This window comes from Variovorax sp. efr-133-TYG-130 (assembly GCF_030208835.1).
Lineage (GTDB): Bacteria > Pseudomonadota > Gammaproteobacteria > Burkholderiales > Burkholderiaceae_C > Variovorax.
This window is the reverse complement of record NZ_JARVTD010000003.1, coordinates 281,069-292,860: the sequence shown is the minus strand read 5'-3', so window position 1 is coordinate 292,860 and position 11,792 is coordinate 281,069. Positions and strand designations below refer to the sequence as shown.

Genomic DNA, 11,792 nt, shown 5'->3' with positions numbered 1-11,792 from the left:
TCTTTTTCTTCTTTCTTCCGTCTTCCCCCACATCGGATCCGTGCGCAGCTTCTTCCTCACGCTCTTCCTGCTCGCCGCCCTGGCCGTGCTCGCGCTCGGCGGGGCCGGTCTCTGGTGGGTGCACCAGCCGCTCAAGCTGCCCGCACCCAGTGTCGACCTGTCGGTCGAGCCCGGCACCACGCCGCGCGGCATCGCCCAGGCGGTGGCCGACACCGGCGTTGATGTGCAGCCGCAGCTGCTCTACCTCTGGTTCCGCGTGTCGGGACAAGACCGCCAGATGCGCGCCGGCAGCTACGAACTGGAGCGCGGCGTCACGCCCAAGCTGCTGCTCAACATCCTGGTGCGCGGCGAGGAAGCCACGCGCAGCCTGGTGCTGGTCGAGGGCTGGAACATCCGCCAGGTGCGTGCCGCCCTGGCCAAGGCCGACCAATTGAAGCCCGAGAGCGTCGGCCTGACCGACGAGGCGCTCATGGCCAGGCTCGGCAAGCCCGGCCTTCACCCCGAGGGGCGCTTCTTTCCGGACACCTACACCTACTCGAAGGGCTCGACAGACATCGCCCTGCTGCAGCGCGCGATGCGGGCCATGGACAAGAAGCTGGAAGCCGCCTGGGCCGCCCGCGCCTCCGACCTGCCGCTCAAGTCGGCTGACGAGGCTTTGATTCTGGCCAGCATTGTCGAAAAGGAGACAGGCAAGGCCAACGATCGCGCCGAGATCGCGGCGGTCTTCACCAACCGCCTGCGCATCGGCATGCCGCTGCAGACCGACCCGACCGTCATCTACGGCATGGGCACCGCCTTCGACGGCAACCTGCGCAAGAAAGACCTGCAGACCGACACGCCCTGGAACACCTACACCCGCGGCGGCCTGCCGCCCACGCCGATCTCGATGCCCGGCAAGGCCGCGCTGCTGGCTGCCGTGCAGCCGGCGCAAAGCAAATCGCTGTATTTCGTTTCTCGCGGCGACGGCACCAGCCAGTTCAGCAGTTCGCTCGACGACCACAACCGCGCGGTCAATCGCTACCAGCGCGGGGGCGGCGACCCCAAACCCAAGGCAAACCAATGAGCGACCAAGGTCTGTTTCTGACGCTGGAAGGCATCGACGGCGCGGGCAAGTCCAGCCACCTTGACGCGCTGGAAGCGCTGTTCAAGGCCCAGGGCCGCGCGGTGGTGCGCACCCGCGAGCCCGGCGGCACGCCGCTGGCGGAAACGCTGCGCGGGCTGATCCTGGATCAGCCGATGGACCCGCTGACCGAGTCGCTGCTGGTGTTCGCGGCGCGCCGCGACCATGTCGCGCAGGTCATCGAGCCGGCGCTGGCGCGCGGCGACGTCGTGCTGTGCGACCGCTTCACCGATGCCACCTTCGCCTACCAGGGCGCGGGCCGCGGCTTCGACGCGGCCGTGCTGTCGACGCTCGAACAATGGGTGCAGGCGGGGAGGGCGGCGCTGCCCGCGTCCACGCTGCTGCAGCCGCAGGTCACGCTGTGGTTCGACCTGGCTCCCGAAATTGCCGCGCAGCGGCTGGCCGGGGCGCGCGTGCCGGACAAGTTCGAAGCCCAGCCGGTCGAATTCTTCCGCCGCGTGGCACAGGGCTACGCGGACCGTGCCGCCGCCGATGCCAAGCGCTTCGTGCGCATCGACGCCAGCCAGGCGCGCGACCAGGTCTGGCAGCAGGTCGAAACCGCACTGCTGGCGCGCGGCGTTCTGCTGCCGCTGGGCGGAACCGCACGATGAGTACGCAGATGCTGTCTCCCTGGCTCGGCCGGCCGCTGGCCGAGTTGCTGCGCCAGCGCGGCCATGCGTGGCTGCTCCAGGGCCCGTCCGGCATCGGCCAGTACGAACTGGCCCTGGCGCTGGCTTCCGCCTGGCTGTGCGAGCAGCCGACGGACGAAGGCACCGCCTGCGGCCACTGCGCGAGCTGCCATGCCATCGAGGTGCGCACCCATGCCGACTTGTGCGTGCTGATGCCCGAGGTCTCGATGCAGGAGCTCGGCTGGCCGCTCGACGAAAAAGCCCAGTCCGACATCGACGACAAGAAGCGCAAGGCCAGCCGCGAGATCCGCGTCGAGGCGATGCGCGACGCGGTCGGTTTTGCCCAGCGCACAAGCGCGCGGGGCCGCGGCAAGGTGGTGCTGGTGTATCCGGCCGAGCGCATGAACACCATCACCGCCAACGCGCTGCTTAAGACGCTCGAGGAGCCCGTGGGCGATGTGCGCTTCGTGCTTGCCAGCGAAGCCGCGTGGCAACTGCTGCCGACCATCCGCAGCCGCTGCCTGGGTTTCACGCTGCCGTGGCCGGAAACCGCCGAGGCAGAAGCGTGGCTGGCGGCGCAGGGCGTGCCCGCCGCCGATGCCGCGGCGCTGCTGCGCGCGGCCGGCGGCCGGCCCAGCGATGCCTTGAAGCTGGCCCGCTCCGGCCAGTCGCCCAAGGCCTGGTCGCTGCTGCCCAAGGCCATGACGCGCGGCGACGTGGGCGCGCTGGCCGACCACGCGCCGGCCCAGGCCGTGGGCGCGCTGCAGAAGCTCTGCCACGACCTGATGGCGGTCGGCAACGGTGCCGAACCCCGGTTTTTCGACGCGGCCGACCTGCCGGCGGTGCCTTCGCGGCTGGCGCTGGCGCGCTGGTCGAAGTCCCTGGCCAGTGCCGCAAGGACCGCGGAACATCCGTTCAACGCGGGCCTCATGCTCGAAGCGCTTGTGAGCGAAGCGCGAACGACCCTAAACTCTGCCGCTCGTCGAACATGAACCAACCCGCCGCCTCCGCTGCGCCCGCAGCAGCCCCATCACCGGCCCGGCCGAGCGTCATCCAGCTCGCCATCAAGGAGAAGGGCGCGCTGTATGCGGCCTACATACCGCTGTTCGCGGAGGGCGGCATCTTCATTCCGACCTCGCGCGAATACCGGCTGGGCGACGACGTCTACGTGCTGCTGACGCTGCCCGAAGACCCGCAGCGCTACCCCGTCGCGGGCAAGGTGGCCTGGATCACGCCGCCGCGTGCCGCCGGCAACCGGGCGCCGGGCGTGGGCATCCGTTTTCCTTCCGACGAGAAGTCGCGCCAGCTCAAGGCGCGTATCGAAGCCGCCCTGGGCGGCTCCATGGCCTCCGACCGCCCGACGCAGACCATTTGAGTTCTCCCCCGTCCTCGTGACGCGGAACTCCGTACACGGCACCGTCTCCCACAACCCGGGCCGGTGCCGCGCACCTTCCTATTTCCGATGTTCACAGACTCCCACTGCCACCTCACCTTTCCCGAATTCGCGGACCAGATGCCGCAGATCCGCGCAGCCATGGCCGCCGCGCAGGTCGACCGGGCCCTGTGCATCTGCACCAAGCTCGAGGAATTCGACGACGTCCAGGCCCTGGCCGCCAGCTACGACAACTTCTGGGCCAGCGTGGGCGTGCACCCCGACAACGAGGACATCGCCGAGCCCACGGTCGAAGACCTGGTGCGCCTGTCGGCCCGCCCGCGCGTGGTGGCCATCGGTGAAACCGGCCTCGACTACTACCAGATGGAAGAACGCAAGGGCGGCCGCAGCATTTCCGACATGGAATGGCAGCGCGACCGCTTTCGTGTGCACATCCGTGCCGCGCAGCAAACGCGCAAGCCACTGGTGATCCACACGCGCGAAGCCTCGGCTGATACGCTGGCGATCCTCAAGGAGGAGGGCGAGGATGGCGCCGGCAAGGCGGCCGGCGGCGTCTTCCATTGCTTCACCGAGACCGCCGAAGTGGCGCGCGCCGCGCTCGACCTGGGTTTCTACATCTCGTTTTCCGGCATCCTGACCTTCAAGAAGGCGCAGGACCTGCGCGACGTGGCCGCCTTCGTGCCGCTCGACCGCATGCTGATAGAGACCGACAGCCCCTACCTGGCGCCGGTGCCGTACCGGGGCAAGACCAACAACCCGTCGTACGTGCCCTACGTGGCGCAGCAGATCGCCGAGCTGCGCAAGCTGCCGGTGGAAGCCGTCGCCAAGGCCACGAGCGACAACTTCGAAACATTGTTCAGGGAAGTCAAATCATGAAAAACTACTTCAAGAAATCGATTTATCTCATTGTCATTGCTGCATCTTTTGCAGCGCATGCCGGTTCTTTCGAAGACTTCTTCCGGGCCGTGCGCGGCGACAACGCCAGCGGCGTGCGCAACCTGCTTCAGCGCGGTTTCGACCCCAACACGCTGGACGAGCATGGCCAGACGGGTTTGCTGATCGCTCTGCGCGAGCCTTCGCCGAAGGTCATCAAGGTGCTGATCGACGCGCCGCAGACCAATGTCGACATCGCCAGCCCCAAGGACGAAACCCCGCTGATGCTGGCCGCGATCAAGGGCCAGCAGGATGTGGTGGCGCAACTGCTCAAGCGCGACGCCGCCGTCAACAAGACGGGCTGGACGCCGCTGCACTACGCGGCCAGCAGCGGCCAGATTGCCATCATGAAGCTGCTGCTCGAGAACTACGCGTTCATCGATGCGCAGTCGCCCAACGGCACAACGCCGCTGATGATGGCGGCCATGTATGGCTCCAACGATGCCGTGAAGCTGCTGCTGGACGAGGGCGCGGACATCACCATGAAGAACCAGCTGGGCATGACGGCGGTCGACTTCGCGAACAAGGCGAGCCGCTCGGAGGCCGCTTCGATGATCACTGCGGCTGCCGGCGCCCGAGCCAATGCACCCAAGGCCGTGCCGAAGGACGGCAAGTGGTGAGCGGCTGAGGGCTTATCTGATCGGCCGCGGGGGCAGGGGAGGCGGCACCGGCCTTGGCGGCACCGGCGGGCGATACCCGCCGATCGAAACCACTGCGTTGCTTCGCGGGCGGCCGACCGGCACGGCGGGGTTCGACGAACTCACCAGCGTCGGCTGCGAGATCTCCAGTGCGTCGTGTTGTCCGAGTGCCAGTGCATAGGCGACCAGGTTGGCGAGCTGGGTCATGCCGCCTTCGGACCCTGACAACGGCTTGAGCATCGGCCGGGCGACGTACTCGTAAGGCTTGCCCTTGGCGGCCATGCCCGACAAGGCCTGTCTGCCATCGGCGCGGGCCGAGTGGTAGGCGTTCAGCACCACGTCTCTGGCGACGTCGACCATGCGCGCCGCGATCTGGTCGGAGTCCTTGTGCATCAGCTCCGCGACGCGCTCGGCGCGCATCTGCATGCCTTCCACGAAGGTGGTGATCTTGATCAGCTGCTGGCGCAGGTCCGAAGCGGAGATGCGCACTTTGGCCGCAACGCCTGGGTACAGCACCGCGTCGTTGAGGTCGGTGATCTGGTCCGGCATGGAGTTGATCAGGTTGGCGATGTGCTTGTACTGTTTCATCGCAGCTTCGGCGGCCTCCATGGCCTCGCGGTCGTCGCGGAAGAGCGCGACGGTTTCCTGGTTGCCGCGGTTGGTGAGCACGGTGTCGGCTTCGCTGATGCTCTTGCCGTGCAGATAGCCGTCGATCCCGCCTTCGACGCCGCTGACCGCGGAGACGCCAGCGCCGACGCTCTTGGTCACCAGCGTCTTGAGGACCGAGGCGCCTGGAATCGGAATCTTGCCCAATCCGGCCCGGGCCAGCGCCGCCACGCCCTTGACCACCAGCCGCTGCACGTCGGCGGTGTTGCCGCAGTACTCGCTGAGCAGCACGGTCAGCTTTTTCTTGTACGGGACGCTGAAGCTCTCGTTGGACTTGGCGCGGAACGAATCCCAGGTGCGCTCGACCATGTCGGATTTCTGGGCGAAGGCCGCGCTCACCACGCCCCAGTCCTTGGTGCGCATGCGGTCCAACAGGACACGGGCGCCAGCCGCCATTTCTTTTTCGTAGTACTGGGACAGGTTCTTGCCCACTTCATCGAACGCGGTCTGTGGAATGTCGAGCATCAAAAAGTTCCAAGGGTCTGGGGGATGGTCGATGCTAGGTGGGATGCGTGGGGATCGCATGAGACGAAAGTCCCATGTTCATGTGGGTTGTTGTGCTGGAACGTCGGGTATCTTCAATTCACACAATGTGCATTATGTTAAATAAACTGGACGAGCGGTTTCCCGCTTGTGGCAGGTTCAGCCTGCCCTGACCCGAAGTCCCGAATCCTGATCCCATCGCTTGTCCTGCTCTGAGCCTTCTGCGCCATCCACCTGCCTGCGCAACGCCGCCTCCAGCGACGCGGCAACCGCGCTCCAGTCGTAGAAAACATGCACTTTCCGCGCATGGTTCCATTGACCGCCGAACGCCTTAAACACGGTTGCGAACTGAAAGCATCCGCCCTTGATCGCCGGCATCGGTGGGCCGTTGGCAAACGAAACCTCGAGGACCTTGCAGCCTTCCAGGCTCGAGGCGAGTTCTTCCGCGCGCGCTTGTGCGGGGAAAGAAAGTACGGTGGGCATCGAAAGACTCTACCGAAAATCCGGTGAAGGGTGAAACCTTTTTTCTACGCTTGCCGGGCGTGTGCTTCACTCACCCGTGCACGCCTTCGATCGAGCGCGCATACATCACGATCTCCGCCGGCGTCATTGCATCTTCCAGCGCGGCCAGTTCAAGCCGTTCGAAGTCGTGCGAGATCCATTCGAACATGTGCGACAGCGGCATGTTCGTGATGTCTTCCCCGTCGCTCCACGGTTGAAGGCGCTTGTTGGCGCTGCCGAGCAGCATGCGCAGGTACAGCGCGCGCGCCAGGCGTATGGCGGCCACCTTGTCCTTGTTGTCGAGCGTCTGCTGAAACTCGTCCAGGCGCTGTGCGCAGGCTGCCAGTCGTTCCTGCGCTGTCACCAACCCGTGGCTGCAGATATCGGACGCCTGACAACGCAGGTCCTGAATGCGATGGAACTCGCACAACACACGGGCATATGCCAGTTGCTGAAGAAGTTGTAGCGCGCGATTCAGAAAGCCTTGCATAAGTGCCATCTGAATTTCTGCCGCCGCTGCCATGCGTAGGACGGCGCGCAAAAAAAGCGCGCGGCGGCACCGCCATCTGTGGCGCATCACCGAGCGAGCAGCGCCGTAAACATTGTCAACGAGATGTCACCTGGCAATCGCAATATCGGTGGCATTCCTTGTGTTTGTGGCAATTTATGCAAACCACCATTTCACGCCCAAGCACGAGCAAACGCACTTCAGGTCGCGGACGAATTTCAACTTTTTGAGGGAACGACATGATCAGAGGAACGACCGCAAGCCGCGGGCTTGCGGCTTTGGGGGCCGCCACCGTCTTTTTGCTCTCCGGCTGCGGCGGGGGCGGCGCAGGCAGTGGGAGCGCATTCATTCCGCCGGTATCCGGCGATACATCGGCTCCCTCGGCCAACCAGGGCAAGAGCGGCCCGAAGGCGCTGGTGGTGGAGATCGACGGCCTCACGCATGCGGCATTGCGCGATGCAGTCTCGCAGGGCAAGGCGCCCGCACTGCAGTCGCTTCGCATCGCTCCCGCATGGACCGGCGGCATGGTGGGGACGCTCAGCGAGCAACCCACCTTTGACAGCCAGGGGTGGGCCACGCTGCTGACGGGCACCTGGGCCAATCGCCACGGCGTGCGCGGCAACGGCGGCACCCAGCGCATCGACGCCAAGCTCGCGCCTTCGATCTTCGCCATCGCCAGGCAGAATGCCTCGGCTGGCTACAAGACCGGCGCGGTCACCGCGAATGCGCTCTACCCTGCTCTGCTGGGCAACGAGCCCGGCGCAATCGACGCCGCCGTCGACTGCGCGGGTGCCGATGCCTGCGTAACGGAGCGCACCTCTCAACTCATCGACGCCGGCTACGACCTGCTGGTGGCGCAATACGGCGCGCCGGCCGCCGTGGTTGCAAACAGCGGCCTGAAGGGCGCGGACTATCAACGCGCCATCTCCGACACCTCCGCCGCCGTCGGCAAGCTCCTCGCGCGCATCTCGCAGCGCACCGCGAACGACTCCAAGGAAGACTGGCTGGTGATCCTCACCACGGGCCACGGGCTCGATGCGTTCGGCACCAGCGCCGGTCTGCAGGGCATCGCCGACAAGACCGTGTTCATTGCCAGCAACAAGACCCTCCCGGCGTTGCCCGCGGTCGACACGGCCGCGCCCACCGACGGCACATTGCTGCGCCTGGCCGCCGCCACCGACATCGCACCGACCGTGCTGCGCCACCTGGGCGTGACGCCGGCACCGGCGAACTACGCGTGGAGCGGCATTGCGCTGCAAGGCGCCACGAGCATCCGCGAGCTTTCCGCCGGCATCGGTGCCGACAGGGACAGCGTCGAGCTCTCCTGGAAGCTCGCCGGCACCACCAATGTGCCGGTGCAGATCCTGCGCGACGGCAAGCCGGTCGCCACCCTGCCCGCAGCCAGCACGACGTTCACCGACACCCTCCAGGGCGTGAAGGACAGCAACTTCAGCTATCTCTATACGGTGGTCGCGGGCGACACCTCGCTCGCCATCACCGCCGTCAAGCCTGTGCCGCTGCCGCCGTCGCTGCTCAACGGCCTGGTCAATTACTACCCGCTCGACGCGCTGCCCGCCCTGGACGTCAAGACCGGCGCATCGACGCTCGCGCCCTGGGCCGTGGACGCCGCCGCGGGTTCGCTGGTGGACGACGATGGCTTCAAGCCCAGCTTCAAGGCCAAGGCACTGCGCGTGGACAACCGCATCGTGAATGCGGCCGGCATGTCGGGCTATCGACTGATGCAGACCAACGACGTGACGACGGATCCCGCGGTCACCGCTTTCACCATCGGCTTCTGGATGCGCACCGACGCCACCTGCAGCCAGGGGGTGGGGTACGGCGCATCGGTCATCGCCAACAAGAACTACGACAGCGGCAGCAACGAGGGCATTGCGATCGGCATGTTCGGCAACTGCGAGCTGCGGTTCAACACAGGCCTGGGCGGTTCGCGCGGAGAAATCAGCGGCGCCCATTTCCTGAGCGCCGGCCAATGGGCCTACGTGGCGATGGTCATCGACAAGTCGGGACTCGCGATGAAGGGCTACGCCATCGATCCCGCGAAGGGCGTGCAGACCGGCGGCGTGGCCCTGTCGGCCGCGCTGGTCGCCAAGCTCGGCGGCCTCAAGAACGGCATTGGCCTGAACGAAGACGGCACCGGCCTCTATTACAAGCGCGCAGGCACCAGCGCACCGCGCGGCGCCATGGACTTCAACGACTTCGCGATCTGGAACCGCGCGCTCACCGCGGACGAGATCAAGAGCATCTACCAGGCCGCCCGTCCCCTGTCGACGCTGGCGCCCTGACCCATCCCGCCTCACTCACTCCACACACGACACAAGAGAGCATTCCCATGCAACTTCTTTCACTGGCCCCACGGCTGATCCCGGCGCTGGCCCTGGCCTGCGTGCTTTCCGCCTGCGGTGGCGGCAACAACGGAGGCGGCGGCGGCGTGCCCATCGCCGTGACGCCCACGCCGCCGGCTGCGCAGCCGGACACGAGCGTCAAGCCCGAGATGCGCTGCGCGCCCTGACCCCCCGAAGCCTCGGAACAAAACACCATGAAGAACTCACGCCGCAATTTCCTCAAGGGCACCGCCTCGTCGGGCCTCGCAGCCGTCGCGCTGACCGCTTTTCCGCCCAGCATTCGCCGAGCGCTGGCCATTCCGGCCAACAACAAGACCGGCACGATCATGGACGTCGAGCACGTCGTGATCCTGATGCAGGAGAACCGCTCGTTCGACCACTACTTCGGCACGCTGATGGGCGTGCGCGGTTTCGGCGACCGCTTCACCATTCCGCTGCCCAAGGGCATGAACGTCTGGCAACAGAGCGATGCCAACGGCAAGCCCGTGCTGCCTTACCACCTCGACCAGAGCAAGGGCAACGCGCAGCGCGTGAGCGGCACGCCGCACAGCTGGGGCGATGCGCAGAACGCCTGGGACGGCGGACGCATGTACCAGTGGCCGCGCTACAAGAACACCGCGTCGATGGGCTACTTCATGGAAGCCGAGCTCCCTTTCCAGTACGCGCTGGCCAACGCCTTCACGATCTGCGACGCCTATCACTGCGGCATGCACACGGGCACCAACTCGAACCGTCTTTTCCATTGGACCGGCACCAACGGCCCCTCCGGCCAGGTCGGCACCGGCCTTGCAGGCACGGCCTCGATCGACAACACCTGGGAGAACCTCAGGGAGCCCTGGGACCCGACGAGCAATCCCAGTGTCGATTCCACCAAGTTCGGCTGCAACTGGAAGACCTATCCCGAGCGCCTGGAAGAAGCCAAGGTCAGCTGGATCGTCTACCAGAACCTGCCCGACAACTACACCGACAACCCGCTGCACGGCTTCCAGCAGTACCGCGTGGCCAACAAGCTCTCCGGCAAGAACGACATGCGCTATGACGGCGACGCCAGTCCGCCCGCCGGCCAGACCGTGCCTGCCTACGACCCCGCCAGCGACGACGCGGGCAACCCGCTCTACAAGGGCGTAGCCAACACCATGCCGGACGGCGGCTTCCTCGGCACCTTCAAGCAGGACGTGGCCAACGGCAAGCTGCGGCAGGTGTCGTGGATCGTGGCGCCTGCCACGTACTCCGAACACCCCGGCCCTTCGAGCCCTGTGCAGGGCGCCTGGTACATCCAGGAGGTGCTGGACGCGCTCACCGCATACCCCGACGTCTGGAGCAAGACGGTGTTCATCGTCAACTTCGACGAGAACGACGGCTACTTCGACCACATGCCCTCGCCGTCGGCACCTTCGCTGATCGATCCCACCAACCCCAAGGGCGCCGTCGCCGGAAAGACCACGCTGTCCGATGCCGACGTGGCCTTCGAGCGCCATACGTACCCGCTGGTCGGCAGCACCACCGTGCCGTCTGACGGCCGCGTCTACGGTCCGGGACCGCGCGTGCCGATGTATGTCATCTCGCCATGGAGCCGCGGCGGCTGGGTCAATTCGCAGGTGTTCGACCACACGTCGGTGCTGCGCTTCCTCGAGGCGCGCTTCGGAGTCAAGGAGGTGAACATTTCGCCGTATCGCCGCGCGATCGCCGGCGATCTGACCAGCGCCTTCAACTTCGTCTCGCCCAACAACGATGCGTTGCCGGTGCTGGCCGGACGCAAGACCAAGGACCAGGCCAACCAGCTGCGTGCCGACCAGCAGGCCTTGCCGCAGATCGCCGTGCCGCTCGATCCGCAACTGCCCCGCCAGGCGACGGGCACGCGCCCTTCGCGCGCCCTGCCCTACGAGCTTCACACCAGCGCGCGCAGCGATGTCGTCAACGGCAAGCTGCAGCTGCTGTTCGCCAACACCGGCAAGGCGGCAGCCGTGTTCCATGTGTACGACAAGCTCAACCTCGGGTTGCTGCCGCGCCGCTACATGGTCGAAGCCGGCAAGACCCTCGACGACACCTGGAACCCGGTGGCCGACAACAGCGGCTTCTACGACCTCTGGGTGCTCGGCCCCAACGGCTACCACCGCCACTTCAAGGGCAACCTCAACACGCTGCGCGCGGGCGACGTGGCGATGCCCGAGGTTCGCGTGTGCTACGACATCGCCAACGGCAACGTCTACCTGAAGATGCTCAACGGAGGCAAGAACGCCTGCAAGTTCACCATCCGTGCCAAGGCCTACCGCGACGACGGCCCGTGGACCGTCACGGTGAATGGCGGCACTGTCGCCGAGCAGCACTGGGACCTGTCGGGCAGCGGCTGCTGGTATGACTTCGCGGTGACGTGCGACGCCGATGCCAGCTACTACCGCCGCTTCGCGGGCCGCGTGGAAACCGGCAAGCACTCGGTGAGCGATCCCGCGATGGGCATGGCCGACCTCTGATGCCGACGGCGGCTTCGCACCGCGGGGCCGCCTGTCTTCCCGTCGGCAGTGCACCGGTGGTAGGCACAATGGCGCCGCTCCTTCTTT

At 66.3% G+C, this 11,792-nt stretch carries 12 protein-coding genes; 9 read left to right on the top strand and 3 right to left on the bottom strand.

The window, feature by feature from the left end:
* The first annotated feature begins 40 nt into the window (after positions 1-40).
* From mltG to QRN67_RS03435, 6 genes are all read left to right on the top strand, one after another.
* Positions 41-1,063, top strand: a complete 1,023-nt coding sequence (gene mltG / locus QRN67_RS03460; protein WP_081269529.1) for an endolytic transglycosylase MltG — start codon at positions 41-43, stop codon at positions 1,061-1,063.
* Entirely contained in the window at positions 1,060-1,731 is a 672-nt protein-coding gene (gene tmk, locus QRN67_RS03455) for a dTMP kinase (protein ID WP_285410495.1), read from the top strand. The genes mltG and tmk overlap by 4 nt, the downstream gene beginning before the upstream one ends.
* Positions 1,728-2,741, top strand: a complete 1,014-nt coding sequence (locus tag QRN67_RS03450) for a DNA polymerase III delta subunit-related protein (protein ID WP_285410494.1) — start codon at positions 1,728-1,730, stop codon at positions 2,739-2,741. Before tmk ends, QRN67_RS03450 begins: the two co-directional genes overlap by 4 nt.
* On the top strand, positions 2,738-3,124 hold the full coding sequence (locus QRN67_RS03445; RefSeq protein WP_081269532.1) for a PilZ domain-containing protein: 387 nt from the start codon (positions 2,738-2,740) through the stop codon (positions 3,122-3,124). The genes QRN67_RS03450 and QRN67_RS03445 overlap by 4 nt, the downstream gene beginning before the upstream one ends.
* Positions 3,125-3,211: 87 nt before the next feature.
* Positions 3,212-4,018 (top strand): TatD family hydrolase, encoded by an 807-nt coding sequence (locus tag QRN67_RS03440; RefSeq protein WP_237674258.1) that lies wholly within the window; start codon positions 3,212-3,214, stop codon positions 4,016-4,018.
* Positions 4,015-4,695: an ankyrin repeat domain-containing protein gene (locus QRN67_RS03435; protein ID WP_285410488.1), complete on the top strand. Its 681-nt coding sequence runs from the start codon at positions 4,015-4,017 to the stop codon at positions 4,693-4,695. Before QRN67_RS03440 ends, QRN67_RS03435 begins: the two co-directional genes overlap by 4 nt.
* Before the next feature lie 12 nt (positions 4,696-4,707).
* Here QRN67_RS03435 and QRN67_RS03430 read toward each other — a convergent pair whose 3' ends face one another.
* The 3 genes from QRN67_RS03430 to QRN67_RS03420 all read right to left on the bottom strand — a co-directional run bounded on the left by QRN67_RS03430 (position 4,708) and on the right by QRN67_RS03420 (position 6,886).
* Positions 4,708-5,844 carry a hypothetical protein gene (locus QRN67_RS03430; RefSeq protein ID WP_285410487.1) on the bottom strand — a complete coding sequence of 379 codons (1,137 nt, stop codon included), beginning with the start codon at positions 5,842-5,844 and terminating at the stop codon, positions 4,708-4,710.
* Between the two features lie 177 nt (positions 5,845-6,021).
* On the bottom strand, positions 6,022-6,345 hold the full coding sequence (locus QRN67_RS03425) for a hypothetical protein (protein ID WP_285410485.1): 324 nt from the start codon (positions 6,343-6,345) through the stop codon (positions 6,022-6,024).
* A 70-nt stretch (positions 6,346-6,415) separates the two neighbouring features.
* Positions 6,416-6,886 (bottom strand): hypothetical protein, encoded by a 471-nt coding sequence (locus QRN67_RS03420; RefSeq protein WP_285410483.1) that lies wholly within the window; start codon positions 6,884-6,886, stop codon positions 6,416-6,418.
* A 224-nt stretch (positions 6,887-7,110) separates the two neighbouring features.
* Here QRN67_RS03420 and QRN67_RS03415 point away from each other — a divergent pair, with 224 nt between their 5' ends.
* The 3 genes from QRN67_RS03415 to QRN67_RS03405 are packed head-to-tail and all read left to right on the top strand — an operon-like array spanning position 7,111 to position 11,705.
* Positions 7,111-9,174 (top strand): LamG-like jellyroll fold domain-containing protein, encoded by a 2,064-nt coding sequence (locus tag QRN67_RS03415; protein ID WP_285410482.1) that lies wholly within the window; start codon positions 7,111-7,113, stop codon positions 9,172-9,174.
* A 47-nt stretch (positions 9,175-9,221) separates the two neighbouring features.
* Positions 9,222-9,401, top strand: a complete 180-nt coding sequence (locus QRN67_RS03410) for a hypothetical protein (protein ID WP_285410481.1) — start codon at positions 9,222-9,224, stop codon at positions 9,399-9,401.
* A gap of 27 nt (positions 9,402-9,428) precedes the next feature.
* On the top strand, positions 9,429-11,705 hold the full coding sequence (locus tag QRN67_RS03405; protein ID WP_285410480.1) for a phosphocholine-specific phospholipase C: 2,277 nt from the start codon (positions 9,429-9,431) through the stop codon (positions 11,703-11,705).
* Positions 11,706-11,792: the final 87 nt, after the last annotated feature.

Coding starts and splice junctions, on each gene's coding strand:
- tmk (WP_285410495.1), top strand. CDS start 1,060: ATGAGCGACCAAGGTCTGTTTCTGACGCTGGAAGGCATCGACGGCGCG.
- QRN67_RS03450 (WP_285410494.1), top strand. CDS start 1,728: ATGAGTACGCAGATGCTGTCTCCCTGGCTCGGCCGGCCGCTGGCCGAG.
- QRN67_RS03445 (WP_081269532.1), top strand. CDS start 2,738: ATGAACCAACCCGCCGCCTCCGCTGCGCCCGCAGCAGCCCCATCACCG.
- QRN67_RS03440 (WP_237674258.1), top strand. CDS start 3,212: ATGTTCACAGACTCCCACTGCCACCTCACCTTTCCCGAATTCGCGGAC.
- QRN67_RS03435 (WP_285410488.1), top strand. CDS start 4,015: ATGAAAAACTACTTCAAGAAATCGATTTATCTCATTGTCATTGCTGCA.
- QRN67_RS03430 (WP_285410487.1), bottom strand. CDS start 5,844: ATGCTCGACATTCCACAGACCGCGTTCGATGAAGTGGGCAAGAACCTG.
- QRN67_RS03425 (WP_285410485.1), bottom strand. CDS start 6,345: ATGCCCACCGTACTTTCTTTCCCCGCACAAGCGCGCGCGGAAGAACTC.
- QRN67_RS03420 (WP_285410483.1), bottom strand. CDS start 6,886: ATGGCAGCGGCGGCAGAAATTCAGATGGCACTTATGCAAGGCTTTCTG.
- QRN67_RS03415 (WP_285410482.1), top strand. CDS start 7,111: ATGATCAGAGGAACGACCGCAAGCCGCGGGCTTGCGGCTTTGGGGGCC.
- QRN67_RS03410 (WP_285410481.1), top strand. CDS start 9,222: ATGCAACTTCTTTCACTGGCCCCACGGCTGATCCCGGCGCTGGCCCTG.
- QRN67_RS03405 (WP_285410480.1), top strand. CDS start 9,429: ATGAAGAACTCACGCCGCAATTTCCTCAAGGGCACCGCCTCGTCGGGC.